Source organism: Pseudomonas sp. LS44 (assembly GCF_024730785.1).
GTDB lineage: Bacteria > Pseudomonadota > Gammaproteobacteria > Pseudomonadales > Pseudomonadaceae > Aquipseudomonas.
On record NZ_CP102830.1, the window covers coordinates 4,337,252 to 4,364,243 of the forward strand.

Here is a 26,992-nt window from a genome sequence, read left to right on the forward strand (position 1 = left end):
GTCTTGATTTAGTCCTACTTAATGGCGGCGCGGCGCTCGGCGAATAGCTTCGGCAAGGCCGCGAGGCTGGCCGCGAGCAAGCGGCGCACTGGCTCCTGCACATACAGGGTGGCGTAATCCTGCACCGCGTCGCTGGGCATCTGCCGATAGGCATACAGCATGAACGAATGCACCGCCTCGGCGCTGGAGGCCTGCAGCGCCTGTGCCTGCTTGGCGGTCTGCTCGCCGAGCGCCTGCTCGCTGAGGTTGTCGCCACGCGCCTTGATCGCCACTAGCGCCTGGGTTTTGCCGGTCTCGTAACGCAGCAGGGTGGCCAGCTCACTGGTGTGCGCGGCTCGATCGACGCGCCGGACCAGCTCCAAGCGCGCCAGCAACGGCGGCTTGTTCTTCAACTGCTCGCGGTACTCGGCCAGTGCCTGGGCGCCGCCCGGCTCGCCGACGGCCCGCTCCGCGGCGGTAAAACGCTGCGCCAACGGGCTGCTCAACAACGCTTCGACTTGCCGCACCTCCGTCGCATCCAGCTGCGCGGCCACTTGGCTCGCCAGCTCGGCGCACAACGGCTCGGCAGCGAACAACGTGGCAATCGCTGGATGTCGCTCAGCCGGCAGGCCACGCTGAATCATCGGCGCCGCTTGTGCGCACAGCAAGTCGATGCCGGACAGTTCAAAGGCTTGCTGGAGACTGCCCGGTTTGGCCGGTTCAGCGTGGGCGAATAGCGCGTAAAGGAGCAGCGGGAGGGCGATCAGCGAGCGCATGGGCAAACATCCATGAATGATTGCCGCCAGCCTAACCAAAAGGCCCGGACGCCGACTAGCGGGCGCCGGGCGAATTGGCGATCAGGCCGCCTTTTTCTCAGCGCTTTTCTTCTTCGGCACGAGGAACTTGGTCAGGCCCTGGAACCAGATCACCAAAGCCGGGTTGCCCTGAATCTGGATGTCCTTGTTCTGGATACCTTGCATGAAGGCCAACTGCTTGTTCTTGGCATTCATGGTGGCGAACCCGTAGGCCGCATCCTTGAAACCGATGGCGAAGGCCGGAGCGCTGGCCGGGCCGCGCTGGCTGACCAGACGCTGGTCTTTGACGATGAAGTGGCGGGCGACTTTGCCGTCCAGGGTATGCAGCTGAAAGATCAGGTCCTTACCGGCCAACTGTTGTTGAAAGGCAGGATTGGCCCGGCTGGCTTTAGCCATCAGGCGGCCCAGCATCCAGAGTAGAAAGCGGAATTTCATGCGCACGACCTCGGCGGGGGGAGAGAAAAGCGGCGCATTGTAGCGATTTACGGGAGGGACTACAGCCAGCCTTCGATGGGTGCGAAACGGCCGATTGGACAGCACCGGAGCCGGCTGGCTCCGGGTGCCGCAACGCCGATCAGTTGACCGCGTCTTTCAACGATTTGCCTGGCTTGAAGGCCACGGTATTGCTGGCTTTGATTTTCACCGGCGCACCGGTTTGCGGGTTTTTGCCGGTGCGAGCGCCGCGATGGCGCTGCACGAAAGTACCGAAGCCAACCAGGGTGACGCTGTCCTTGCGGTTCAGCGCGTTGGTGATTTCTTCGAGTACTGCATTAAGGACGCGACTGGCCTGATCTTTGGTGAGATCAGCCTTGTCGGCGATTGCTGCGGCGAGTTCCGGTTTGCGCATAGAAGCCTCTTTGACGTTTTGTTGTTGTTGTGTGTCTGTGCTGCTCTTCCCGAACAGCGCCGAAGGCGCCGCAACAGCTCTGCGCTGCGGCAGACCGAGGGAGAATGGCACGCGATAAGGTCCGGCGCCAGTACGCTAGAGCCGTTTTGACGGTCGTTCACAAGGGCTTAAATGACAGAACGCAAGACATTTATGCCAATAAGCCTGGGAGTTCCTTATTGAGCGCCAATTTTTCCTGTACGGCCGTACCGGTTAACGCATAACCGAGCAGGCGCCCGGTCCCATCCCGGCACAGCGCCTTGATATCGGCGCCGCTACCTTCCACCGTCCACTCGCCGCTCATGCCGCGCGGCGGCGGCGAAACCACCAGCGGGCAGGCCGGGGTTTTCACCAGCACCGGCATCGGCCCATAGGTGACGGCGGTCGGCGTACCGGCCAAGGTTTGCGCCAGCGCGCGGGCACAGCCCATCAGCGGCATGACATAGAGCAGATTAAGGCCGTCGACCTCGGCGCAGTCGCCGAGCGCATAGACGTTGGCGTGTGAAGTCTGTAGCTGTCGATCGACTACTACGCCGCGGTTCACCGCCAACCCGGCGGCGGCAGCCAGTTCGGTGCGCGGCCGCAGGCCGACCGCCGAGACCACCACGTCGCAGTCGACCAGGCTGCCATCGGATAGATGCGCCTGCAGGCTGTCACCGTGACGCTGCAGACTGGCCAGCACCGGGCCGAGATGAAAGCGCGCGCCGAGCCCTTCCAGCCCGGCTTGCACCGCCGCGGCGGCGGCCGGATGCAGCAGGCCGGGCATGACCTGTTCGCACGGCGCCACCAGTTCGACCTGATAGCCGCCAAGGCTTAAGTCATTGGCGAACTCGCAGCCGATCAGCCCGGCGCCCAGCAGCAACACGCGTTGCTTGCCCGCCGCCGCGGCGCGAAAGCGTGCGTAGTCTTCGAGATCGTTGATCGGGAAGATGGCGTCACCAGCATCGCCCTCGACCGGCACACGGATGGTTTCCGCGCCCCAGGCCAGCACCAGATCGCGGTAGGCCACGGCTTCCTCGCCGATCCATAGGCGCTGGTGGCCCGGATCGATGCCGGTGATGCGCGTGTGGGTGCGCACCTCGGCCTTGAGCTGTTCGGCCATCGCGCCCGGCTCGGCCATGGCCAGGCCATCGGCGTCCTTGTTCTTGCCAAAGCCGGTGGACAGCATCGGCTTGGAATAGGAGCGGCCGTCATCGGCGGTGATCAGCAGCAGCGGCGTGTCGCCATCCAGCTTGCGAAATTCCTTGGCCAGGTTGTAGCCGGCCAGGCCGGTACCGATGATCACTACGGGTGCACTCATTGCGGACTCCAAACGTTGACACGAGGCGACGGCCCGCGAGCCGTCGGCAGAATTTTGGGGAAGCGGGGTGTCAGGCGATTTCGATCATCTCGAAATCGATTTTGCCGGCGCCGCAATCCGGGCATACCCAGTCGGCGGGGATGTCTTCCCAGGCGGTTCCGGGTGCGATGCCTTCCTCCGGCAGACCGGCGGCTTCGTCATAAATGAAGCCGCAGACCACGCATTGCCACTTGCGCATATTGACCTCGCGGTGCGGATGCTAATCGGACCCTAACGGATTTGGCCGGCTGCGCCAATGATCGCACGGGGCGACCCGACCTTGGTTAGGGCAGGCGCGTCCGAGGGCTGAGCGGCGCTCTCCGGCCCACATCGAGGCGGGCCGATCGGCGAGCGCCTAGAGCGCTTTTACGATCAGGCGTTCGAGAGCTACAGCCAATTGGGTAAGGGCTGAACGGCGAGCTGTTCTGGCTCCCCTCTCCCATTCATGGGAGAGGGGCTGGGGGAGAGGGAGTCATGTCGGTAAAGGCGTTGGCCAGATTGCTCCAGCCCTCTCCCCAGCGGGGCGAGGGGATAAAACAAAAAGCCCCATATCTCAGGGTTCGCTCACCCCATAACTGGGAGATAAATGAAAACGGCGGCCATTGGCCGCCGTTTCCGTACATATTCTTATCAGGCGATCTCGATCATCTCGAAGTCGCCCTTGCTGACGCCGCAGTCCGGGCACAGCCAGTCTTCCGGCACGTCCTGCCAAGCGGTCCCGGCGACGATGCCTTCGTCCGGCCAACCCTGGCTTTCGTCGTAAATCAGGCCACAGACCACACACTGCCACTTCTTCATCGCGAACTACCTCGGTTCTCAGGCTGACGGCCAGACGATCGATGCAGAAATAATGCCGTCCGGCTCTGCGCGCTTTGTACTGATCCATCGGCGCCGACGCAAGTGCCATCCGGCGCACCCCAACCTTTGGCGGGGCGCCGGGACGAACGGGCAATCATGCTAAGCTCGCCGCCTCGTATCCGCTCAGATAGCCGCTTCCGTGCCGCACGCCGTCCTTGCCCACACCCCGCGCTGGCTCAGCGCCAGCCACCTACATCCACAGCCCGGCGCCCTGCTGCGCGACTGGTTGTTCGATGAAGGCTCGCTGACTCGTCGGCTTACCGAGCTGTCTGCCGAACAGTTCAGCGTCACCCCGCTCAGCGAAGGTTGGCAGGTGCTACGCGCCGACGAATGCCAGGCGCTGGGCGTCGCCATCGAGAGCCTCGGCTGGGTGCGCGAGGTGTATTTGCGCGGCCGCGGGGAGCCTTGGGTGTTCGCCCGGAGCGTGGCGGCGCGAGAAGCGCTGGAAGGCTCGGGTTTCGACCTCAGCCTGCTCGGCAGTCGCTCGCTCGGCGAGTTACTGTTCAGCGACCGCGCCTTCGCCCGCGGACCCATCGAGGTGTGCCGCTACCCGGCCACCTGGTTACCCGCCGAGGTGCGTGCCGAAGGCCTGTGGGCGCGGCGCTCGTGCTTCAGCCGCGGAGCCCTGGGCGTGCTGGTCGCCGAAGTCTTTCTGCCGACGCTCTGGCAACAGTTCGAAACTGCACAGCCGTAGGAGCGAATTCATTCGCGATGCTCGGAGAGTGATAAGCATCGCGAATGAATTCGCTCCTACACAAAAGCAGTCACGTGCTGGCTGCAATCGCCGCAGCTCGCGACCGTATAATCCCGCGCAACCCGCCTGGAGACGCGCCCGATGTACACCCGCCTGCTGAAATCGCTGAACCGTCTGCATCCGCGCGCCTGGGACTTCATCCAGCTAACGCGCATGGACAAGCCGATCGGCATCTATCTGCTGCTCTGGCCGACCCTGTGGGCGCTGTGGATCGCCGGCCAGGGCACGCCGAGCGTCAAGCTCGTGTTGATCTTCGTGATCGGGGTGATCCTCATGCGCGCCGCCGGCTGCGTGATCAACGATTACGCCGATCGCAACTTCGATGGCCACGTCGATCGCACCCGCGCGCGGCCGCTGGCCAGCGGCGTGATCAAGCCGCGCGAGGCGCTGATCCTGTTTGCCGTGCTGGTCGCGCTGAGCTTCCTGCTGGTGCTGTTCACCAACGCCACGACCATCTGGCTGTCGTTCGGCGGCCTGGCGCTGGCGGCCTGTTATCCGTTTATGAAGCGCTACACCTTCTATCCACAGGTGGTGCTCGGCGCGGCGTTTTCCTGGGGCATGCCGATGGCTTTCACCGCCGAGACCGGCGAATTGCCGGCGGCGGCCTGGTTGCTGTACATCGCCAATCTGCTGTGGACCGTGGCCTACGACACCTACTACGCGATGACCGACCGCGAGGACGATTTGAAGATCGGGGTGAAGTCCACCGCGATCCTGTTCGGCGACGCCGACCGGCTGATCATCCTCACCCTGCAGGGCCTGGCGCTGTTCTGTTTGCTGCTGGCCGGCAGCCGTTTCGAGCTCGGCCTGGGCTTTTACCTCGGCCTGCTGGTCGCGGCGGGCTGTTTCGCCTGGGAGTTCTGGAGCACCCGCACACGCGATCCGCAGCTGTGCTTCCAGGCGTTTCTGCACAACCACTGGGCCGGACTGGCAATCTTTATCGGCATCGTCGCCGACTACGCGCTGCGCTGAGTCCGGCCGGCGCCCCGCGCAGTCCGTAGGATGGGTCGGGCCGCGCAGGTTGAGCCTGCGATACCCATCAACGCCGCGATGGGTATCGTCGCTACGCTCCTCGACCCATCCTACGGCTTGGCGATATGCCACACGCCCATCTTGCCGTCGCCGGTGATATCGCCGGCCTGCTTGTCCTGCACGAAGGTGTACAGCGGCTTGCCGGCATATGCCCATTGCGCACTGCCATCGTCACGCTTGATCACCGTCCAGGCTCCATCGCCCTTGGCGCCAGCCGCGGCCGCTAGCGGTGGCCAATTGGCCGCGCACTGGCCGTTGCAGGCCGATTTGCCGGCGCTGTCCTTGTCATAGGCGTACAGGGTCATGCCTTGAGCATCGACCAGCATGCCGTTCTTGGTGGTGGCTGGCTCGTCGGCCAGGGCCAGGGTGGGAAGGGTCAGCAGTGCGCCGGCAAAGGCCGCCAGCAGGAAGGGTTTGCGCATCTCAAGTTCCTCCGCATCAACAGAGGCGATCCGACGGCACGATAGCCTCGACAGGGCAGGCCTGGAGGCGACCGCCAGGCATGGCGCTCCAGACTGGATGGCCCGGCCAGGTGCCGGGCTGCTTGTGAGCATAGTCCACTGACCTGCGCGGTCACGCGGATTCGCACCGCATGTCACATCACTGCAATAATTCCGTTATCTAATGCCCTGCAACAGGAATAGCTCTCGAGGTTTGCATGGTTGGCAAAAACATCCTCATCGTCGACGACGAAGCGCCGATTCGCGAAATGATCGCCGTGGCGCTGGAAATGGCCGGGTACGACTGCCTGGAGGCGGAAAACACCCAGCAGGCCCACGCCATCATCATCGACCGCAAGCCCGACCTGATTCTGCTCGACTGGATGCTACCCGGCACCTCGGGCATCGAACTGGCGCGGCGTTTGAAGCGCGACGAGCTGACCGGCGACATCCCGATCATCATGCTCACCGCCAAGGGCGAAGAGGACAACAAGATCCAGGGCCTGGAAGTCGGCGCCGACGACTACATCACCAAGCCGTTCTCGCCGCGCGAGCTGGTCGCCCGCCTGAAGGCCGTATTGCGCCGCGCTGGCCCAAGCGACAGCGAAACGCCGATCGAAGTCGGCGGCCTGCTACTCGACCCGATCAGCCACCGGGTGACCATTGACGGCAAGCCGGCGGAAATGGGCCCCACCGAATACCGTCTGCTGCAGTTCTTCATGACCCACCAGGAGCGCGCCTATACCCGTGGCCAGCTGCTCGATCAGGTCTGGGGCGGCAACGTGTATGTCGAGGAACGCACCGTGGACGTGCATATCCGTCGCCTGCGCAAGGCACTCGGCGAGGTTTACGAGAATCTGGTGCAGACGGTCCGTGGGACCGGCTATCGTTTCTCCACCAAAAGCTGATCCCGCTTCTGTGCCGCTCCACAAGGACACGTTTTCCCAGTGAATCAAGATTGGCGCGGCGTAGTCATACGCCAACTGTTACTGCTGATTAGCGCCTGCCTGCTGGTCGGCTTGCTCAGTGGCGAATATGCCTGGGCGCTGGCCGTGGGCTTCGGCGCCTTTCTCGGCTGGACGCTCTGGCAGCTGCTGCGCCTGCAGCACTGGCTGCACCATCAAACCGACCAAGCACCGCCGCATTGCAGCGGGCTGTGGGGCGAAGTCTTCGACAGCCTGTATCGTCTGCAACGCCGCGCGCAGGGCGAGCGTGACGGCCTGCAGGCGGTGATCGACCGCGCGCAGGAATCAACCGCCGCGCTCAAGGACGCGGTGGTCATGCTCGACGCCGATGGCAATCTGGAATGGTGGAACCGCGCCGCGCAAACCCTGCTCGGCCTGAAGACCCCGCAAGACGTCAACCAGCCAGTCACCAACCTGGTCCGCCACCCGCGCTTCAAGGAGTATTTCGAGCAGCGCCAGCATCCCGAGCCGCTGGAACTGCCCTCGCCGGTCAACGAACAGCTGCGCCTGCAGCTGCAGCTCACGCCCTACGGGCATGGCGAACATGTGATGGTGGTGCGCGACGTCACCCGGGTGCATCAGCTGGAACAGATGCGTAAGGATTTCGTCACCAACGTCTCCCACGAACTGCGCACGCCGCTGACGGTGATCAGCGGCTACCTGGAAACCCTCGTCGACAACGCCGAACAGCTCAATCCGCGCTGGCTCCGAGCCCTGCAGCAAATGCAGCAACAAGGCCTGCGCATGCAGAACCTGCTCAACGATTTGCTGCTGCTGGCCAAGCTGGAAGCCGCCGATTACCCGTCGGACAACTTGCCGGTCACAGTCGACCTGCTGCTGCTGTCGATCCAGGCCGATGCGCGCGCGCTGTCCGCCGGCCGCAATCACCGCCTGAGCCTGGAAGCCGATCCAGCGATCCGCCTCAAAGGCAGTGAAGTCGAACTGCGCAGCGCGTTTTCCAACCTGATTTTCAACGCGGTGAAATACACCCCCGCCGAGGGGCAGATCCGCATCCGCTGGTGGGCCGACGAGCGCGGCGCCTACCTCAGCGTCAGCGATAACGGCCCGGGCATCGAAGCCAAGCATCTGCCGCGGCTGACCGAGCGCTTCTACCGCGTCGATGGCAGCCGCGCCGCGCACACCGGCGGCACCGGGCTGGGCCTGGCCATCGTCAAACATGTGCTGCTGCGCCACCGTGGCCACCTGCAAATCAGCAGCGAGCCGGGCCAAGGCAGCACTTTCACCTGTCATTTTCCAGTTACACAACTGGTCCGCCGCTAGATGGCCCGTAGCTTGCAAAGTCACGAGTCACGCTGCACCCTTGTCCGGTCATTAGCCAAGCAAAATCCCAATGGACCCTTCCAGTAGTACCAGTTTCCTCTCCTACTTCGCCGATTTCGGCCTCATTCTCTTCGCCCTGTTTCTGGTGCTGCTCAACGGTTTCTTCGTTGCCGCCGAATTCGCCATGGTCAAGCTGCGCTCGACCAAGGTCGAAGCCATCGCCGAGAAACATGGCTGGCGCGGACATATCCTGCGCACCGTGCACAACCAGCTGGACGCCTATCTGTCGGCTTGCCAGCTGGGCATCACCCTGGCCTCGCTGGGCCTCGGCTGGGTCGGCGAACCGGCCTTCGCGCACCTGCTCAAGCCGCTGCTCGAAGGGCTGGGCGTGGATTCGCCGCAGCTGCTCCACGGCATCGCCTTCTTCACCGCGTTCTTCATCATTTCCTACCTGCATATCGTGGTCGGCGAGCTGGCACCCAAGTCCTGGGCGATCCGCAAACCCGAGCTGCTGTCGCTGTGGACGGCGGCGCCGCTGTACCTGTTCTACTGGCTGATGTACCCGGCCATCTACCTGCTCAACGCCAGTGCCAACGCCATCCTGCGCATTGCCGGCCAAGGCGAGCCGGGACCGCATCACGAACACCATTACAGCCGTGACGAACTCAAGCTGATCCTGCATTCCAGCCGCGCCAGCAATCCCAGCGACCAGGACATGCGCGTGCTGGCCTCGGCGGTGGAGCTCGGCGAACTGGAAGTGGTCGACTGGGCCAACTCCCGTGAAGACCTGGTCTACCTGGAGCTGAACGCGACCTTGGATCAGGTCTTCAGCGTGTTCCGCCGGCACAAATACAGCCGCTACCCGGTGTACGACGAGGCCAGCGGCGAGTTTGTCGGCGTCCTGCACATCAAGGATCTGCTGCTGCACCTGTCGCTGCTGGAAATGCTGCCCTCGTCCCTCAAACTGAGCGAGCTGATGCATCCGCTGGAGCGAGTCAGCCGGCACATGCCGCTGTCCAGCCTGCTCGAGCAGTTCCGCCAGGGCGGCTCGCACTTCGCCGTGGTCGAGGAGGCGGACGGTAAAGTCATCGGCTACCTGACCATGGAAGACGTGCTGGAAGCCCTGGTCGGCGACATTCAGGACGAGCATCGCAAGGCCGAGCGCGGCATCCTCGCCTACCAGCCGGGCAAACTGCTGGTGCGCGGCGACACCCCGCTGTTCAAGGTCGAGCGCCTGCTCAGCGTCGACCTCGACCATATCGAAGCGGAAACCCTCGCCGGGCTAGTCTATGAAACCCTCAAGCGGGTGCCGGAAGAGGAAGAAGTGCTGGAGGTCGAAGGTCTGCGCATCATCGTCAAGAAGATGAAGGGGCCGAAGATCATCCTCGCCAAGGTCCTCAAGCTCGACTGAGCCATCTTGCCGGCCATAGCCCGGAATCCATCCGGGCTATGTTCACGCGCCCTAGCTGAATTCCCGGCCGTGATCGAGATGCTGATCCACCAGCCATTTGCCGTGCGCCAGCGAGGCGCGCTCGGCGCTGTCCTGTTCGGCGAGAAACTCGTATTGCAGTGGCAGGAGGATGCGCTTGGTGGTCTGCCCTTCCGGCGTGGTGATCAGGCAACCGGCCGCCCAGGGCGTGGGAATGCCTGGATGCTCGACGACCGCGGCGCTGATGCGGTACTCGCGGTGTACACAATGCGGATTGGTGAAGTGCATGTTCATGACTTGAACCTCCCGGCTGAAATCCCCATCGGTTCACACTTCGTGTCGGCATAGACCCGATGGTTCGGCGTGGATGTTTTCAACAGACAGCGACGCGCCTGCAGGACTCACCATAAATCACTTGGCGAACCCGCGGCGACCAGCCGACGAAGGGTGTCCCGCGCCCTGAACGAGAGCAGAAACTCCCCGCTCAATCCCCGCCGATGGCGAAGTTGGGCTGGCCGTCGACCGGCTGATTGAAGTCGAAGGGAATCGATTCCAGGGCCAGGCCCATGTTGCGTTGCACCACGAAGTGCAGGTGCGGACCGGTGCTGTTGCCGGTGTTGCCGGACCGCGCTAGCGGCGTGCCAATGCTGATCCGCTGACCTTCGCTGACCAGCACCGAACCGCGCATCAGGTGCAGGTACACGCCCATGGTGCCGTCGTCGTGGAGAATCCGCACATAGTTGCCGGACGGGTTATTGCCGCGCCCACTCTGGCGATTCTCGGAACTCACCACCATGCCCGCGCGCGCCGCGACGATCGGCGTGCCCTCGGGCATGGCGATGTCCATGGCGTAGCGGCCCTTGGGGGTGAAATGGCTGTACTTGCCGTTGGCGCCCTGGGTCAGGCGAAACGGCCCGCCGCGCCAAGGCAGCGGATAGGAGAAGGCCTGCGGCTGCAGGCGCGGATCGCCCAGCGCATAGCGCAGCTTGGGCGTGTAGCGCAGCGGTTTGTCGGCATTGTGCGGCGCCAGGGTGGCCAGGCGAATGGTGCTGCGCGGCGGCAGCACCCAGCGGATCGGCTGGGCCGGCGCACCGACCACGTTATCCAGCTTGGTCAGACGCAACTCGACTTCCACCGGTGCGTGTAAATCGTTACGCACCAGCAAGGTCTCGCCGGCGGCGTGCTTCTTGGTTTCCAGCTTCACCTGGTTTTCCAGGCGTTCGACCATGCGCTCACGGAACACGAATTCCTGCGCGCCGCGCACGGCCTTGTCGGTGTAGGTCACCACGCCATTGGCGTCGGTGTATTTGTAGATGGTCAACGCCATCGCCGGCGCGGCCATGACCAGCCCGCCCAGTATCAGGAATATGCGCCCCAGCATGATCCCACCCACCCATTATCGTTGTTGTTGTCGGCGACGACCTGCCCGGCCCAGCATCACGGCCCGGCGGCGTCTTTATGTTTTTGTGTGCGGCCAAGACTAGCAGTGCCGCCGTCCGCCGGGGAGTCGCCGATCGTCGGCCGGTGCGCGCAGCGAGACGCCGTTCACTCCCCGCCTACGCGCCGGGGACGAAATGCCGTTGCGTAGTGCCGCGGGCGATCAGCCGCGACAGATAATCGAGTTTCTGTGGGTCTTTATCGACGAAGCGCAGGGTCAGCTGCAGCCATTCGCTGTCCGGCTTCGGCTCGAAGGCGGCGACCGCGTGCAGATAACCATTGAGGCGGGCGACGTCTTCGCCGCTGTCGCCTTGCTGCAGATCGAGCACGGCGCTTTCCAGCACCTGCGGCAACGGTTCGCCACGCTTCACCAGCAACAGCGCCTCTTTCAAGCTCAGCGCCTTGATCACGCACGGCAGGCTGCCGCCCGGTAAACGCAGCTGGCCTTGCCCGCGATTGCCTTGTGCGGCCGCTTTCGATGCGGCGGCGGGCCCGCCGGCCGGCGCGCTGCTGGCAACGGCAGGAGCCCGCGCGGCGACAGGCGCAATCACCTCCGCCTTGCCACCGGTCAGAGCCGCCAAGGAGTCGTTGGCAAACGCCGAGGTGACGGCCGGCTTGGTGGCCTGGCTCTGCAAACCCGCGAGTTTGCCGGCGCGGCTCAGGGCCTTGGCCACTTTGCTGGTCAGCTGCTCGCTGGAGAAAGGTTTGCCGATGTAGTCGGACACCCCGGCCTGGATGGCCTGGACGACGTTTTCCTTGTCGCCGCGACTGGTGACCATGATGAACGGCGTGGTCTTCAGCGCGTCTTGCTGGCGGCACCAGGCGAGCAGTTCGAGGCCGCTCATTTCCGGCATTTCCCAATCGCAGAGGATCAGGTCGAAGGCCTGCCGGGCGAGCAACTGCTGGGCCTTGCGGCCATTCACCGCCTCATCGAGGACGATGCCGGGGAAATGGCTGCGCAGACTTTTCTTGACCAGATCGCGAATAAACGGCGCGTCATCCACCACCAGAACACTGACCTTGCTCATCGGCTACTCCTACAGAACCGCCGCAAGCATAGCCCTCGTCAGTGGCCGATGGCCAACCGTGCTGGCGGCCGGCTCGGGGCTCAGACCCCGCTGTCGTCCTTGCCCCGGTCGCCCTGCACTTCTTCCTTCATGCGGGTCAGGCCCAGATGGCGAACGTCGGTGCCGCGCACCAGGTAGATCACCAGTTCGGCGATGTTGCGCGCATGATCGCCGATACGCTCCAGCGAACGCAGCGCCCAGATCACGTTGAGCACGCGGGAGATCGAGCGCGGATCTTCCATCATGTAGGTGACCAGTTCGCGCAGCGCGGTCTTGTACTCGCGGTCGATGGTCTTGTCGTACTGCGCCACCGACAGCGCCAGGTCGGCGTCGAAACGGGCGAAAGCGTCGAGCGCCTCGCGGACCATGTTGCGCACCTGTTCACCGATATGGCGGACTTCGACGTAGCCGCGCGGCGACTCGCCTTCCTCGGTGAGGAGGATCGCGCGCTTGGCGATTTTGGTCGCCTCGTCGCCGATCCGCTCGAGGTCGATCACCGACTTGGAAATGCTGATGATCAGGCGCAGGTCGGAGGCGGCCGGTTGACGGCGGGCGAGGATGCGCAGGCATTCCTCGTCGATGTTGCGCTCCATCTGGTTGATCCGGTCGTCGACTTCACGGACCTGCTGGGCCAACCCGGAGTCGGCGTCGATCAGTGCGGTCACCGCGTCGTTGACCTGCTTCTCGACCAGCCCGCCCATCGCCAGGAGGTGGCTGCGCACGTCCTCCAGTTCGGCGTTGAACTGCTGGGAAATGTGATGGGTGAGGCTGTCTTTGTTGATCATCTGATAATCCTGAGCCGGGTTTTGTCTTCCCCTCTCCCACTCTTTGTTGATGAAGAGTGGGAGAGGGGCCGGGGGAGAGGGCCTGAACGCGCCACCCTCTCCCTAACCCTCTCCCGCCAGCGGGAGAGGGGACTGTCCGCGTTAGCCGTAGCGACCGGTGATGTAGTCCTCGGTCTGCTTCTTCGCCGGATTGGTGAACAGCGTGTCGGTGTCGCCGTACTCGATCAGTTTGCCCATGTACATAAACGCCGTGTAGTCGGAAACCCGCGCCGCCTGCTGCATATTGTGGGTGACGATGACGATGGTGTACTTGCTTTTCAGCTCGTAGATCAGCTCTTCGACCTTGAGGGTGGAGATCGGGTCGAGCGCCGAGCAGGGTTCGTCGAGCAGCAGCACTTCCGGCGATACGGCGATGGTCCGGGCAATCACCAGACGCTGCTGCTGGCCGCCGGACAGGCCGAGCGCCGAATCGTGCAGGCGGTCCTTGACCTCGTTCCACAGCGCCGCGCTTTTCAGCGCCCATTCGACGGTTTCATCGAGCAGGCGTTTCTGGTTCACGCCCTGGATGCGCAGGCCGTAGGCGACGTTCTCGTAGATGCTCTTGGGGAACGGGTTGGGCTTCTGGAACACCATGCCGACCCGGCGGCGCAACTCGGCGACGTCCTCGCCCTTACGATAGATGTTGTGGCCGTCGAGGTTGATCGCACCGTCGACACGGCAACCGTCGACCAGATCGTTCATCCGGTTGAAGCAGCGCAGCAGGGTCGACTTGCCGCAACCGGACGGACCGATGAACGCGGTGACGCGCTGCTTGGGGATGTTCATCGCGACGTCGTAGAGCGCCTGCTTGTCGCCGTAGAACAGGTTCAGCCCGGGCACTTCCAGCGCCACGCTTTCCTCGGCCAGGCGCAAGCTCTGCTTGGTACGGCCGAGGGCGGCCATGTCCAGGCCGTGGGTATGAGTGTCGGTGTGCATGATGTGCTCCACGTGAAATTCAGTGTTTCTCGGTGGCCGTGAGGCGGGCTCGCGGCGGCCGTAGGATTAGTTGTCCAGCGCCTTGTACTTCTCGCGCAGGTGGTTGCGGATCGCCACGGCCGACAGGTTGAGCACGGCGATCACCAGCACCAGCAGCAGCGCGGTGGCGTACACCAGCGGCCGTGCGGCCTCGACGTTAGGGCTCTGGAAACCGACGTCATAAATATGGAAGCCCAGGTGCATGATCTTCTGGTCGAGGTGCAGATACGGGTAGTTGCCATCCACCGGCAGGCTCGGCGCCAGCTTGACCACGCCGACCAGCATCAGCGGCGCCACTTCACCGGCGGCGCGGGCCACGGCGAGGATCATGCCGGTCATGATCGCCGGGCTGGCCATCGGCAGGACGATCTTCCACAGCGTCTCGGCCTTGGTCGCACCCAGCGCCAGCGAGCCTTCGCGCACCGTGCGCGGAATCCGCGCCAGGCCTTCTTCGGTGGCGACGATCACCACCGGCACGGCGAGCAGCGCCAGGGTCAGCGAGGCCCACAACAGACCAGGCGTACCAAAGGTTGGCGCCGGCAGCGCTTCGGGGAAGAACAGCCGGTCCAGCGAACCGCCCAGCACGTAGACGAAGAAGCCCAGGCCGAACACCCCGTAGACGATCGCCGGCACGCCGGCGAGGTTGTTCACGGCGATGCGGATGATCCGCGTCAGCAGGCCCTGCTTGGCGTATTCGCGCAGGTACACGGCGGCCAGCACGCCGAACGGGGTGACGATCACCGCCATGATCAGGGTCATCATCACCGTGCCGAAAATCGCCGGGAAGATGCCGCCTTCGGTATTCGCCTCACGCGGGTCGTCGCTGAGGAATTCCCAGAGCTTCTTGAAGTAGAAGCCGAGCTTGGTGAACACCGACATGCTGTTCGGCTGATAGGCATGCACGACTTTGCCGAGGCTGACCTCGACTTCCTTGCCGGTCGACTCGCGCATCACCACGCTGTCGCGGTTGAATGCTTCATGCAGGCCAACCAGTTCGGCCTCCAGGACCTTGTAGCGGGCCTCCAGCTCGGCGCGCTCGGCGGCGATATCGGCCTGCGCGGCATCCGTCAGCTGATGGTCCAACTCGAGCTTGCGGGTCTGCAGACGCAGGCGCTCGAGGCCATGGTTGATCGCGCCGATATCGCTTTTTTCCAGGCGACTGACCTGGGCGTACAACTCCTCGATGCGCTGCAGACGCGTCTGCAGTTCCGGCATCGCGGCCGCGCCTTCGGCGATCACCTTGCCGTGCTCTTTGACGCTGACCAGGCTGCCGTAGAAGTTGCCCCACTCGCGGCGTTCCAGGGTCACCAACTCGGCCGGGGTGCTCTGCTCGTGCAGCCACTCGCCGACCACCCAGGTGAAATCGCTGCCGTAGACGTCGCGGTTGCCGACTTTGAACAGCTCGCGGGTCATGAACTCGCTGCCTTCGGCGGGTACCGGCAAACCGGCGCTTTTCAGACGCTCACGCGGCACTTCCTCGCGTTGCACTTCCTCGCCGACCATCAGCACCGCCGCCTGCCCAGGCACCTCGTAGCGCGTCTGCACCAGATCGGCTGGCCAGAAGTGGCCGAGGCCACGCACGGCAATCACGGCGAGCAGGCCGAGGGTCATGATCACCGCGATCGACACCGCGCCGCCGCTCAGCCAGATGCCCGGGGCGCCACTCTTGAACCAACCTTTCAGGGAAATCTGTTTCACAATTCAGAACCTTTTTGGGTCGTTCCCAACGTCTTTCCGCTGCCGCTTTGCGTGTCTTTCCCCACACGGGTGAGGAAGCCTGCTTGCTCCCCTCTCCCGCTTGCGGGAGAGGGGCTGGGGGAGAGGGTCACGGCCAGTACGCGATGACCGCCTGCCCCGCTCCTGCCCTGCGGGCACCCTCTCCCCCGAGGGGTGAGGGTCAGCAGATGGGCCTGCTGGGCAGGCCATGTTTTACAGGGACGCATAGTTTTTCCGCAGGCGTTGACGAATCAGCTCGGCCAGGGTGTTCATCACGAAGGTGAACATCAGCAGCACCAAGGCGGCGAGGAACAGCACCCGGTAGTGCGAGCCGCCGACTTCCGATTCGGGCATCTCCACCGCGACGTTGGCCGCCAGGGTGCGCATGCCTTCGAACAGGTTCATCTCCATCACCGGGGTGTTGCCGGTGGCCATCAGCACGATCATGGTCTCGCCAACCGCGCGGCCCATGCCGATCATCAGCGCCGAGAAAATCCCCGGGCTGGCGGTGAGGATCACCACCCGCGTGAGGGTCTGCCAGGGCGTCGCGCCGAGCGCCAGGGAACCTAGGGTCAGGCTCTTCGGCACGCTGAACACGGCGTCCTCGGCGATCGAATAGATGTTCGGGATCACCGCAAAACCCATCGCCAGGCCGACGATCAGGGCGTTGCGCTGGTCGTAGGTGATACCCAGGTCGTTGCTGATCCACAGGCGCATGTCGCCGCCGAAGAACCAGGCCTCCAGATGCGAGCTGATGCCCAGGGCGAACCAACCGACGCCGATGACCACCGGGATCAGCAGAGCGCTTTCCCAGCCCTCCGGCACCCGCAGGCGCAACGACTCGGGCAGGCGGGTCCAGAGGAAACCGGCCAGCAGGATGGCCAGCGGGGTGAGTAGCAACAGGCTGAAGATGCCCGGCAAATGGCCTTCGACATACGGGGCGAGGAACAGCCCGGCGAAGAAGCCGAGAATCACCGTGGGCATCGCCTCCATCAGCTCGATCACCGGTTTGACCTTGCGACGCATGCGCGGGGCCATGAAGTAAGCGGTGTAGATCGCCGCGGCGATGGCCAGCGGCGCAGCCAGCAGCATGGCGTAGAACGCCGCCTTGAGGGTGCCGAACGCCAGCGGCGCGAGGCTCAGCTTGGGTTCGAACTCGGCATTGGCGGCGGTGGATTGCCAGATGTATTTGGGCTCGTCGTAGCTCTCGTACCAGACCTTGCTCCACAGCGCGCTCCACGACACTTCCGGGTGCGGGTTGCGCAGGATGAAGGGCTTGAATTGCTGATCGCTCTCGACCAGCACGCGGTTGGCGCGCGGCGACAGGGTCAGCAGGCTGGCATTCTTGGCCACTTCTGGATCGATCAGCAGGGTGCGCTGCGCGGTACTGTGAAACACCCCCAGCTCGCCGTCGGCGTTGCTGGCGATAAAGCCCTTGCGGCGTTCTTCGGCCTTGATCTGGGTGATCGCGCTATCGCCCAGGGCGAAGTCGCGGATGTGCTGGAAGCGCGGTTCGCCGTCCGTATCGCGGGCCATGAACCACTGGGCGATGCCGCCCTTGGAATCGCCGATCAGCAGCGAGATGCCGCCGAGCAGCTGGGTGCTGGCAGTGACCTGCGCGGAGGCATCTTCGAGTAGCTTGTAGCGGCCGTTGAGGCTGTTGCTGCGCAGGTCGAACACGTCTGCCTGGGCACGGCCGTTGATCACGTACAGCCATTGCTGGCGCGGATCGACGTACAGCGCCTTGATCGGCTCGGCGATCTGCGGCAGAGAAATGCGCTCTTGCTCGACGCGCATTTCGCCGGTGAGCATGTTTTCTTCCTGATTCAGCGCCAGCAGGTACAGCTGCTTGCCGCTCGAGCCGGTCAGCAGCAACCGCTCGCCATTCAGGTTGAGGCTGACATGCTCCAGTGCGCCGCCCTGCTCATCGAGACGCAACGGCTCCTGACCGTAGGGGTAGCTGATCTGCGGACTGATGGTCTTGCGGTTGTCCGGGTAGGTGACCTTGTAAGCGTGGCGCATGACCAGCGCCGAACCATTGGACAGGCCGAGCACCAGCAAATTGCTGCCCGGCAGGTCCTGGCCGATCGAACTGATCCGCACGCCGCTCGGCAGCGGCAACTCGATACGCTTGAGTTGTTCCCCGGTTTTGGCGGCGAAGAACACCACCTCGCCGTTGGCCGCGACGCGCATACCGACCTGGTTCTGCTCTTCGATAGTCAACAGTAACGGCGCGGCCGCCTGCTGCAGCCACGCCGGGCTCTGCACCTTGCGGGCAGTCAGTTCGGCGCCCTGGAACAGCGGCAGCACGACGTAGGCGAGATAGAAAAAAATCAAGGTGATGGCGGCGAGCACCGCCAACCCACCGACCAGCACATACCAGCGGGTCAGGCGGTCCTTGAAGGCACGTAGGGAGCGTTTGCGCTTGAGCTCAGGCGTATTGAAATCAATTTGCGCAGGCAGCGAGTTCGCATTCATGGGGGAGTTGGCCAGATCGTTCATAGGCACACCCTAGCGGCTCCATATGACAAAAAAATTACAGCGAGATGACATGCTGACGCCCACCCACGGGAAATCCCCTGGGCGGGCGTCAGCGGCGCACGAATTCGGCTTACAGACCGAGTTCCTGACGGGCTTTTTCAACCACTTTGGCGGGCAGCGGGATGTAACCATCCTTGACCACGACCTGCTGACCAGTCTGCGACAGCACCAGCTTGACGAACTCGGCTTCCAGCGGAGCCAGCGGCTTGTTCGGCGCCTTGTTGACGTAGACGTAGAGGAAGCGCGCCAACGGGTAGGTGCCGTTCAGGGCGTTCTGCTCGTTGTCTTCGACGAACTCGCCACCTTCTTTCTTGGCCAGCGGCACGGTGCGCACGCTGGCGGTCTTGTAGCCGATGCCCGAGTAGCCGATGCCGTTCAGCGAGGAGCTGATCGACTGCACCACCGAGGCGGAGCCCGGCTGCTCGTTGACGTTGGCCTTGAAGTCGCCTTTGCACAAGGCTTCTTCCTTGAAGTAGCCGTAAGTGCCAGATACCGAGTTACGCCCAAACAGCTGGATCGGCTTGGCCGCCAGGTCGCCGGTCACGCCCAGGTCACCCCAGGTTTTGACGCCGCTCTTGGCCCCGCACAGGCGGGTGGCGGAGAAGATCGCGTCGACCTGCTGCATGGTCAGACCCTTGATCGGGTTGTCCTTGTGCACGAATACCGCCAGCGCATCGACGGCCACCGGAATGGCGGTCGGCTTGTAGCCGTATTTCTCTTCGAAGGCTTGCAGCTCGACGTCTTTCATCTTGCGGCTCATCGGCCCGAGGTTGGCCGTGCCTTCGGTCAGCGCGGGTGGCGCGGTGGAGGAACCGGCCGCCTGGATCTGGATGTTGACGTTCGGGTATTCGCGCTTGTACGACTCGGCCCACAGCGTCATCAGGTTGGCCAGGGTGTCGGAACCGACGCTGGACAGGTTGCCGGAAACGCCCGTGGTCTTGGTGTAAGCCGGGATGGAGGGGTCTACAGCGGCAACCGCGCTTGCGGTGGCGACGCCAGCGGCGACGAAAGTCAGGGCCGCCATCAAACGCTTCAGTTTCATGCCTTACTCCTAGCAAGGATTAGGGTGTAGTGATGGAACGGGGCCAAGTATCTGCAGGCCGCATGAACACTCTATGACCGCAATGTGACAATTGGATGAATGGCCATCACTCATGAAAAAGCCCGCACAGAGGCGGGCTTTAAGGCAGCTTACCGGGCGTTAGCGCCACGGCTGGAGGGGCTTCTGGGCGGGCTTCAGCGCCCGCGACGCATCAGATACAGGCCAGTCAACAGCCCCATCCCGCACAACGCCACCACGTAATAGGCCGGACCAAGCGGATCGGCCTTGAGCAGCAGTGCCACCAGGATCGGCGTCAGGCCGCCGAAGATCGCGTAGGCCAGGTTGTAGGAAAACGACAGCCCGGAAAACCGCACCACTGCCGGGAAGGCCTTGACCATGACGTAAGGCACCGCGCCGATCATGCCGACGCACAGACCGGTCAGCGCATACAGCGGGAACAACCAGTCCGGGTGCGCCTTGAGACTGCTGTAGAAGGTCCAGGAAACCGCCGCCAGCAATAGACCACCGAACACCAGCACACGACCGGCGCCGAAGCGATCGGCCAGCACCCCGGCGGCCACACAGCCAATACTGAGAAACACGATGGCCAGGCTGTTGGCCTTCAACGCCGTCGCCGCCGTGAAGCCGTACTGGCTTTGCAGTAGCGTCGGCGTCATCAGGATCACCACCACGATTCCGGCGGTGAGCACCCAGGTCAGCAGCATCGACAGCACCACCGCGCCACGGTGCTCGCGAATCACGGTCTTCAGCGGCAGTTCCGCGGCCAACTCCTTGCGTAGCTGCAACTCGGCGAACACCGGCGTCTCATGCAGCCACTGGCGCAAGTACACGGCGAGCAGGCCGAATACGCCGCCGAGCAGGAACGGCAAACGCCAGGCCCAGGCCAGCACCTCTTCGGCGGAATACACGGTGTTGATCAGGGTGGCCATCAGCGAGCCGAGCAGAATCCCCGCGGTCAGTCCCGAGGTCAACGTGCCACAGGCGTAACCGATGTGCCGCGCCGGCACATGCTCGGAGACGAACACCCAGGCGCCCGGCACCTCACCGCCAATCGCCGCGCCCTGGACCACGCGCAACAACAACAGAATGATCGGTGCCCAAATGCCGATCTGCGCATAGGTCGGCAGCAGCCCCATCAGCAGGGTCGGCACCGCCATCAGGAAAATGCTCAAGGTGAACATGCGCTTGCGACCGAGCAGATCGCCGAAATGGGCCATAACGATGCCGCCCAGCGGCCGGGCCAGATAACCCGCGGCGAATATCCCGAAGGTCTGCATCTGGCGCAGCCACTCGGGCATGTCGGCGGGGAAAAACAGCTTGCCGACTACGGCGGCGAAGAACACGAAGATAACGAAATCGTAGAACTCCAACGCGCCCCCGAGGGCGGACAGCGACAAAGTTTTGTAGTCGTTGCGGGTCAGCGGCCGAGCATCAGGGGCAGCGCTGATAAACACGGAGGACATGGCGGCGGAGCTCTCGTCAGGGAGGTGAAAACAGCAGGTGCGGCACGATAGCAAATTGCTTCCCAGCGCACAGCCGCGGCCCGTGCCGGCGAATCTGCCCGGCAATGGTCGTCGCCCGGCACAAGCCTCGATATACTGCGCCCTGAAAGCCGCCCGAGTCGGGGTAGTACGCGAGCTAGAGCGGCCGGGGATAGTTTATTTGTGCAGTGGCGACACTCTCGCGCCTTTGCCCGTATACCCGACAATCTGCCCAAGTACTAATAACAACGGGTCCGAGGCCCTTCGGCATGATCGACATCGAAGACGAAAACCTTACTCCGCAAGGCGACCTGGCCCTGCAAATCATCGCCCTGCCGCGGGAAACCAATGGTTTCGGCGACATTTATGGCGGTTGGCTGGTCTCTCAGATGGATCTCGCCGGCAGCGCCATGGCCAGCAAAGTCGCCGGTGGTCGCGTATCCACCGTAGCCATCGACCGCATGGCCTTCCTGGTGCCGGTGGCGGTAGGCGCGCAGCTGTCCTTCTATACCCAGACGGTGCAAGTCGGGCGCAGCTCGATCCAGATGCTCGTGGAAGTGTGGAGCGACGACCCGCTGTCCAGCGAATGGCGCAAAGTCACCGAGGCGATATTCGTGTTCGTCGCCATCGATGGCAGTGGCCGCACTCGCCCGGTTCCACCGCGCCGCGGCTGAACACCTGTTCTCACCAACGCCGGCGCTTGCCGGCGTTGTTTTTTTCGCGCTCCGAAACTCCACCGGTTGGCCTACGGCCGAAGCTGAGGTCCAATACACTATCAGCCGCCCGGAGCATTCCGCCATGAATACCGCCACCCACGCCCCGCAAGTCGAACGCATCGAGCTGGATGAACTGGTCTGCTGGCGAGTGCGGACCTCCAGCGCCGAACTGCTGATCGCCCAGCAAGGCGCGCAGGTGCTGAGCTATCGGCGCAATGGCGACCAGCCGTTGATCTGGCTCAGCGAGCAGGCGAGCTATCATCAGGGCCAATCGGTACGTGGCGGAATACCGGTGTGCTGGCCATGGTTCGGTGATCTGGCGCGTAACCCACAGGCCGTACAGGCCCTGTACCTCGGTAACGACCCCGCCCCGGCCCACGGCCTGGCCCGTGCGCTCGACTGGCAACTGCTGGAGATCGATGCCAGCCAGGATGCTGTCAATCTACAGTTCGCCCTTCTTCAGCCCCAGCAAGGCTGGCCGAACTGGCCGCATAACGTCGACCTGCACCTGCACATTCACCTCGACGAACGCCTGCACATCAGCCTCAGCAGTCACAACCGTGGCCATCAGTCGGTCGTTCTGACCCAGGCCCTACACAGCTATTTCGCCGTCAGCGACATCCGCCAGGTGCAACTCGACGGGCTGGCCGGTACGCACTACATCGAAACCCTGCACGACTGGCAGGAACGCACCCAGCACGGCGAGGTGATATTCGAAGGCGAGACCGACCGCATCTACCTGGATATCCCCGATCGACTGAGCATCGTCGATCCGGCCTGGCAGCGCCGGGTCCACCTGCAGAGCAGTGGTTCGCGCTCGGCGGTGGTATGGAACCCATGGATCGACAAGTCCCTGCGCCTGTCCCAGTTCGCTCCAGACGCTTGGCAGCGCATGCTGTGTATCGAAACCGCCAATGTCCTCGACGATGCGCTGCACCTGCGACCCGGCGAACAAAAAAGCCTGGCCTTCACCTTATGGGCCGAGCCACTGGTGAATTGAGACAGAACTTCGGATTTATTAAATCCAAGTGTGCGCAGCAGTTATCAACATTAATAACGCTATTGCGTTAATTGAAGTTAATAAATCACCCGACAGAAATTTGACGACATTAATTAACTCTAAGAATCATAAGTCGATAAACCTCTCAATAATTCAGAACTCACGTACCAAAACAAACTAAGCATCCCCTTGTTGTTTTCCGGTCATTACCCTTCTGGGTATTGTTGCCCTGCAAAGCCCTCACTAGCATGCCCAGCGCAATATGGAACCTGCGCCAGTAGTTGCACATGGAAGTGCGCAATAAGTTGCTCAACTCAAAGCGATAGTCTGATAGCTGCATATATACGCAGCTAAAGAGTTGAAACTTATTAATCGAGTCATGGAATGACCTATTCAAACAAGCTGGCAACTCGTTATCTCGAAATAGCCAATCTCCCGATCAGCCCGGATAACTTTTCCGGGATGGATGTTCGCTATTCCGCCGAATATGAGTGGCTCGAAAACGAACTGAATAAAGCCACGTCGCTACACGCCACGACGCTGATCGATTGGCAAAAGCTGCGTGAAGGTTGCGAGCAATTGCTCAGCCAGCAATCCAAAGATTTGCGCGTCGCCAGCTGGTTGGTCTGGGGCCTGTACCAACGCGAATCCTTCGCCGGCCTGCATGCCGGCTTGAGCCTGCTACGCCACCTCTGCGTCGAGTATTGGCCTAACCTGCACCCACTTAAATCCCGTACGCGTAGTGCCGCCATCGCCTGGCTGATCCCCCGCGTGGAGCAGGCGCTAGGCGCATCCGTACCGATCGCCGAGCAACTGCCGCTGTTTCGCCAACTGGCCGAACAACTGTTTGGACTGGAAGCCTGCCTGTCCAGCCAACTCGGCGACGAAGCACCACTGTTGTTGCCGCTCTGTCGACGTCTCGATGATCTCCTCCAGCGCGCCAGCAGAGGCCAGCCGGAGCCGGGTTCGGTCGGCGCCGCGCTGGCCGAGGTCAAGCACGTCGCCAGCCAACTGCTCTCGCCCGGTACGCCGCTGGACAGTGAAAAAGCCGCCCACAAGCAATTGCGCCACTTGCAGGAGCAAGCCCGTCCGCTGTGCCTCTATTGGCTCAAACAGCAGGCCTGCGACCTGCGCGCCTTGAAGCTGTCCCGCACGCTGCTCTGGCTGCCGATCGAAGGGCTGCCGGAACGCAACAACGAACACATCACTGCCCTGCGTGGCGTGCCCGCCGACAAGCTGGCCGATTACCGCGACCGTCTGCAGCAAGGCCTGTATGCCGACTTGCTGCTCGATCTGGAAACCAGCATCGCCCGCGCGCCGTTCTGGCTGGATGGCCAGTATCTGGTCTGGCAGTGCCTGCAAGCGCTGGATGCCCACCAGGCGATGCGTGAAGTGGAGACCCAGCTGGCGTTCTTTCTGCAGCGCCTTAGCGGCTTGGAAGCCCTGCACTTTCATGACGGCAGCCCGTTCGCCAGCGCCGAGACCCGCGCCTGGCTGAGCAGCCAGGTACTTCCTCATCTGCAACCAGCGGCCCGCGACAATCCCGGCGTCCCAGCCAACGCCGGCACCAATCACGCGGCAGCCGCCTGGGAAAGTGGATTGCAGGACAGCCTGTCCGTGCTGCGCCAGCGTGGCCTGAAAGCCGCGGTGCAACAGCTCAAAGTAGGCCTCGCCCAAGCCCGCGATAGCCGCGAGCGTTTCCACTGGCAGCTCAACCTGGCGCGCCTGTGCTTCAGCGCGAAGAAATATGAACTGGCAAAAGCCCAACTCGAGCTGCTCGACCAGACGCTGGAGGCACACAACCTCGCCGTCTGGGAGCCCGAGCTGGCGCTGCAGGTTCTGCGCCTGCTGCACAGCTGCTGCGAATTACTGACGCAAAACCCCACAGTGCGCGAGCACAAGGAACAGATCTACCGCAGGTTGTGCCACCTCGATCTCGAAGTGGTGCTGGATTAACCGTCAAGGAGAAACACCCATGGCCAAAGAAGGCGTGGTAGCCCCCAAGGAACGCATCAACGTCACCTTCAAACCCGCCACCGGCAATGTTCAGGAGGAAGTCGAACTGCCGTTGAAACTGCTGGTGCTCGGCGATTTCACCCAGCGCGCCGATGACCGCAAGCTGGAGGAGCGCAAGCCGATCAGCATCGACCAGAACAGCTTCGATGAAGTCCTCGCCAAACAGGAGCTGGGCCTGAGTTTCGCGGTACCCAATCGCCTGCAAGACGAGCACAGCGATGCCGACCTGGCTGTGCAGCTGCGCATCAATTCGATGAAGGACTTCAACCCAGCGAGCCTGGTCGCCCAGGTGCCAGAGCTGCAGAAGCTGATGGAATTGCGCGATGCGCTGGTGGCCCTGAAAGGCCCGTTGGGTAATGCCCCGGCGTTCCGCAAGGCGATTGAAAGCGTGCTCGCCGCCGACGACTCACGTGAGCACGTGCTCGCCGAACTGGGCCTGGCCCAACAAGACCCGGACGTCTGAATTCACCGACAAGGAAGAACATCATGAGCACTCGTGCCGCCGCAGCCACCAGTCGCAGCACCACCGAACCCGGCATTCTCGACCGCATCATCGCCGAAACCCAGCTGACTCCGGATGACGAAGCCTACGACATCGCCAAGCGTGGCGTGTCGGCCTTCATCGCCGAGTTGCTCCAACCGCACAACGCCCAAGAACCGGTAAAGAAAGCCCTGGTCGACCGGATGATTGCCGCCATCGACGGCAAACTCAGCCAACAAATGGATGAGATTCTTCACCACCCGCAATTCCAGAGTCTGGAATCGGCGTGGCGAGGCTTGAAGCTGCTGGTCGAGCGCACCAATTTCCGGGAAAACACCAAGCTGGAAATCATCAACGTCTCCAAGCAAGACCTGCTCGACGACTTCGAAGACAGCCCGGAAATCGTCCAGTCCGGCCTCTACAAACATGTCTACACCGCGGAATATGGCCAGTTCGGCGGCCAGCCGGTGGGCGCCATCGTCGCCAACTACTTCTTCGACCCCAGCGCGCCGGATATCAAAACCATGCAATACGTCGCGGCGGTCGCCAGCATGGCGCATGCGCCCTTCATCGCGGCCGCCGGACCGAAGTTCTTCGGTCTCGACAGTTTCACCGGCCTGCCCGATCTGAAGGATCTGAAGGACCACTTCGAAGGCCCGCAATTCGCCAAATGGCAAAACTTCCGCGAGCAGGAGGATGCTCGCTACATCGGCCTCACCGTGCCGCGCTTCCTGTTGCGCAACCCCTACGATCCGCAAGACAACCCGGTGAAGAGCTTCGTCTACAAGGAAAACGTCGCCGGCAGTCATGAAGACTACCTGTGGGGAAATACCGCCTACACCTTCGCCAGCCGCCTGACCGACAGCTTCGCCAAGTACCGCTGGTGCCCGAACATCATCGGTCCGCAGAGCGGCGGCGCGGTCGACGACCTGCCGCTGCACCACTTCGAGAGCATGGGCGAAATCGAAACCAAGATTCCCACCGAGGTCCTGGTTTCCGACCGCCGCGAATACGAACTCGCCGAAGAGGGCTTTATCGCCCTGACCATGCGCAAGGGCAGCGACAACGCGGCATTTTTCTCGGCCAACTCCACGCAAAAACCGAAGTTCTTCGGCAACAGCGAGGAGGGCAAGCTCGCCGAGCTCAACTACAAACTCGGTACCCAGCTGCCCTACCTGTTCATCGTCAACCGCCTGGCGCACTACCTGAAAGTGCTGCAGCGCGAGCAAATCGGCGCCTGGAAAGAGCGCACCGACCTCGAGCTGGAACTCAACAAGTGGATTCGCCAGTTCGTCGCCGACCAGGAGAACCCCAGCGCCGAAGTGCGCAGCCGTCGTCCGCTGCGCGCCGCGCAGGTAGTGGTCAGCGATGTCGATGGTGAGCCGGGCTGGTACCGCGTGAGCCTCAGCGTGCGCCCGCACTTCAAGTACATGGGGGCGGACTTCACCCTGAGCCTGGTCGGCAAGCTGGACAAGGAATAAGCGTCCGTGAGCTACGGCAGCCTGTTTGAACGCCTGAGCGGCGAAGCCAGCCAACGCACCGGTTGCAGCACCGAGATCGCCACCATGGCCTCGGTAGCCGCGCACCTGGCGAAGATGCTCAGCACCCGCGCCGGCAGCGTGCAAACCCTGCCTGACTACGGGCTGCCCGACCTCAACGATATGCGCCTGTCGCTGCACGACTCCTTGCAACAGGCGCGCATCGCCATCGAACGCTTTATCGAAGCCTATGAGCCACGCCTGAGCCAGGTCCGGGTGCTGTCCCAATCGCGCAGCCACGACCCCCTGACCCTGGCATTCGTCATCGAAGGGTGGCTGGAGGCCAGCGGGCAGAAACGCCAGGTGAGCTTTGCCGCGTGCCTGGATGGCAGCGGCCAGGTCAAGGTCCGTTAAGGAAA

Annotated in this window: 27 protein-coding genes; 11 read left to right on the forward strand and 16 right to left on the reverse strand. The window is 63.0% G+C overall.

The features are described 5' to 3' along the window. Positions 1-14 precede the first annotated feature (14 nt). From NVV93_RS19540 to NVV93_RS19565, 6 genes are all read right to left on the reverse strand, one after another. Positions 15-755, reverse strand: coding sequence for a hypothetical protein (locus NVV93_RS19540; RefSeq protein ID WP_258252311.1), 741 nt, complete (start codon positions 753-755; stop codon positions 15-17). 81 nt (positions 756-836) lie between these two features. Further along, entirely contained in the window at positions 837-1,229 is a 393-nt protein-coding gene (locus tag NVV93_RS19545; RefSeq protein ID WP_258252312.1) for a helicase, read from the reverse strand. Positions 1,230-1,368: 139 nt separating this feature from the next. After that, complete coding sequence (locus NVV93_RS19550; protein WP_258252313.1) at positions 1,369-1,641, reverse strand: HU family DNA-binding protein; 273 nt, start codon at positions 1,639-1,641, stop codon at positions 1,369-1,371. 190 nt (positions 1,642-1,831) lie between these two features. After that, the gene (locus NVV93_RS19555) at positions 1,832-2,980 is read right to left on the reverse strand and encodes an FAD-dependent oxidoreductase (RefSeq protein WP_258252314.1); all 1,149 of its coding nucleotides are present in this window, start codon (positions 2,978-2,980) and stop codon (positions 1,832-1,834) included. Positions 2,981-3,050: 70 nt separating this feature from the next. Beyond that, positions 3,051-3,218: a rubredoxin gene (locus tag NVV93_RS19560; RefSeq protein WP_258252315.1), complete on the reverse strand. Its 168-nt coding sequence runs from the start codon at positions 3,216-3,218 to the stop codon at positions 3,051-3,053. Between the two features lie 431 nt (positions 3,219-3,649). Further along, positions 3,650-3,817 (reverse strand): rubredoxin, encoded by a 168-nt coding sequence (locus tag NVV93_RS19565; protein ID WP_258252316.1) that lies wholly within the window; start codon positions 3,815-3,817, stop codon positions 3,650-3,652. Positions 3,818-4,016: 199 nt separating this feature from the next. Between NVV93_RS19565 and NVV93_RS19570 the strand changes: the two genes are divergently transcribed. After that, the gene (locus NVV93_RS19570) at positions 4,017-4,571 is read left to right on the forward strand and encodes a chorismate lyase (protein ID WP_258252317.1); all 555 of its coding nucleotides are present in this window, start codon (positions 4,017-4,019) and stop codon (positions 4,569-4,571) included. A 141-nt stretch (positions 4,572-4,712) separates the two neighbouring features. Next, entirely contained in the window at positions 4,713-5,603 is an 891-nt protein-coding gene (gene ubiA, locus NVV93_RS19575; RefSeq protein WP_258252318.1) for a 4-hydroxybenzoate octaprenyltransferase, read from the forward strand. 110 nt (positions 5,604-5,713) lie between these two features. Here the strand turns inward: ubiA and NVV93_RS19580 are convergent, their stop codons facing one another. After that, on the reverse strand, positions 5,714-6,085 hold the full coding sequence (locus tag NVV93_RS19580) for a hypothetical protein (protein WP_258252319.1): 372 nt from the start codon (positions 6,083-6,085) through the stop codon (positions 5,714-5,716). A 236-nt stretch (positions 6,086-6,321) separates the two neighbouring features. Here NVV93_RS19580 and phoB point away from each other — a divergent pair, with 236 nt between their 5' ends. The 3 genes from phoB to NVV93_RS19595 all read left to right on the forward strand — a co-directional run bounded on the left by phoB (position 6,322) and on the right by NVV93_RS19595 (position 9,760). Continuing rightward, positions 6,322-7,011, forward strand: a complete 690-nt coding sequence (gene phoB / locus NVV93_RS19585) for a phosphate regulon transcriptional regulator PhoB (protein ID WP_258252320.1) — start codon at positions 6,322-6,324, stop codon at positions 7,009-7,011. A 39-nt stretch (positions 7,012-7,050) separates the two neighbouring features. Further along, a complete protein-coding gene (gene phoR / locus NVV93_RS19590) occupies positions 7,051-8,349 on the forward strand; it encodes a phosphate regulon sensor histidine kinase PhoR (protein ID WP_258252321.1) in 1,299 nt (432 codons plus the stop codon). Positions 8,350-8,419: 70 nt separating this feature from the next. Continuing rightward, a complete protein-coding gene (locus NVV93_RS19595) occupies positions 8,420-9,760 on the forward strand; it encodes a hemolysin family protein (protein WP_258252322.1) in 1,341 nt (446 codons plus the stop codon). A 51-nt stretch (positions 9,761-9,811) separates the two neighbouring features. On the opposite strand, the gene NVV93_RS19600 is transcribed toward NVV93_RS19595, so the two are convergent. The 9 genes from NVV93_RS19600 to NVV93_RS19640 all read right to left on the reverse strand — a co-directional run bounded on the left by NVV93_RS19600 (position 9,812) and on the right by NVV93_RS19640 (position 20,864). Continuing rightward, the gene (locus NVV93_RS19600; RefSeq protein ID WP_258252323.1) at positions 9,812-10,072 is read right to left on the reverse strand and encodes a hypothetical protein; all 261 of its coding nucleotides are present in this window, start codon (positions 10,070-10,072) and stop codon (positions 9,812-9,814) included. Positions 10,073-10,262: 190 nt separating this feature from the next. Then, entirely contained in the window at positions 10,263-11,159 is an 897-nt protein-coding gene (locus tag NVV93_RS19605; protein WP_258252324.1) for a peptidoglycan DD-metalloendopeptidase family protein, read from the reverse strand. Between the two features lie 175 nt (positions 11,160-11,334). Then, positions 11,335-12,243 carry a response regulator gene (locus tag NVV93_RS19610; protein ID WP_258252325.1) on the reverse strand — a complete coding sequence of 303 codons (909 nt, stop codon included), beginning with the start codon at positions 12,241-12,243 and terminating at the stop codon, positions 11,335-11,337. Between the two features lie 80 nt (positions 12,244-12,323). Continuing rightward, positions 12,324-13,067 carry a phosphate signaling complex protein PhoU gene (gene phoU, locus NVV93_RS19615; protein ID WP_258252326.1) on the reverse strand — a complete coding sequence of 248 codons (744 nt, stop codon included), beginning with the start codon at positions 13,065-13,067 and terminating at the stop codon, positions 12,324-12,326. A 141-nt stretch (positions 13,068-13,208) separates the two neighbouring features. Further along, entirely contained in the window at positions 13,209-14,042 is an 834-nt protein-coding gene (gene pstB / locus NVV93_RS19620; RefSeq protein ID WP_258252327.1) for a phosphate ABC transporter ATP-binding protein PstB, read from the reverse strand. 66 nt (positions 14,043-14,108) lie between these two features. Then, positions 14,109-15,779, reverse strand: a complete 1,671-nt coding sequence (gene pstA / locus NVV93_RS19625; protein ID WP_258252328.1) for a phosphate ABC transporter permease PstA — start codon at positions 15,777-15,779, stop codon at positions 14,109-14,111. Between the two features lie 231 nt (positions 15,780-16,010). Continuing rightward, on the reverse strand, positions 16,011-18,047 hold the full coding sequence (locus NVV93_RS19630; protein ID WP_258254429.1) for an ABC transporter permease subunit: 2,037 nt from the start codon (positions 18,045-18,047) through the stop codon (positions 16,011-16,013). Positions 18,048-18,408: 361 nt separating this feature from the next. Next, positions 18,409-19,380, reverse strand: a complete 972-nt coding sequence (locus tag NVV93_RS19635; protein WP_258252329.1) for a phosphate ABC transporter substrate-binding protein PstS — start codon at positions 19,378-19,380, stop codon at positions 18,409-18,411. A 194-nt stretch (positions 19,381-19,574) separates the two neighbouring features. Then, complete coding sequence (locus NVV93_RS19640; RefSeq protein WP_258252330.1) at positions 19,575-20,864, reverse strand: MFS transporter; 1,290 nt, start codon at positions 20,862-20,864, stop codon at positions 19,575-19,577. 287 nt (positions 20,865-21,151) lie between these two features. Between NVV93_RS19640 and NVV93_RS19645 the strand changes: the two genes are divergently transcribed. The 6 genes from NVV93_RS19645 to tssE all read left to right on the forward strand — a co-directional run bounded on the left by NVV93_RS19645 (position 21,152) and on the right by tssE (position 26,987). Continuing rightward, positions 21,152-21,556: an acyl-CoA thioesterase gene (locus NVV93_RS19645; RefSeq protein ID WP_258252331.1), complete on the forward strand. Its 405-nt coding sequence runs from the start codon at positions 21,152-21,154 to the stop codon at positions 21,554-21,556. A 124-nt stretch (positions 21,557-21,680) separates the two neighbouring features. Then, complete coding sequence (locus tag NVV93_RS19650) at positions 21,681-22,598, forward strand: D-hexose-6-phosphate mutarotase (protein WP_258252332.1); 918 nt, start codon at positions 21,681-21,683, stop codon at positions 22,596-22,598. Positions 22,599-22,982: 384 nt separating this feature from the next. After that, positions 22,983-24,554, forward strand: coding sequence for a type VI secretion system protein TssA (tssA, locus tag NVV93_RS19655; RefSeq protein WP_258252333.1), 1,572 nt, complete (start codon positions 22,983-22,985; stop codon positions 24,552-24,554). 19 nt (positions 24,555-24,573) lie between these two features. After that, positions 24,574-25,077 (forward strand): type VI secretion system contractile sheath small subunit, encoded by a 504-nt coding sequence (gene tssB / locus NVV93_RS19660; protein ID WP_258252334.1) that lies wholly within the window; start codon positions 24,574-24,576, stop codon positions 25,075-25,077. Positions 25,078-25,100: 23 nt separating this feature from the next. Continuing rightward, entirely contained in the window at positions 25,101-26,576 is a 1,476-nt protein-coding gene (tssC, locus tag NVV93_RS19665; protein WP_258252335.1) for a type VI secretion system contractile sheath large subunit, read from the forward strand. 6 nt (positions 26,577-26,582) lie between these two features. After that, complete coding sequence (gene tssE, locus NVV93_RS19670) at positions 26,583-26,987, forward strand: type VI secretion system baseplate subunit TssE (RefSeq protein WP_258252336.1); 405 nt, start codon at positions 26,583-26,585, stop codon at positions 26,985-26,987. The last annotated feature ends 5 nt before the right edge of the window (positions 26,988-26,992 follow it).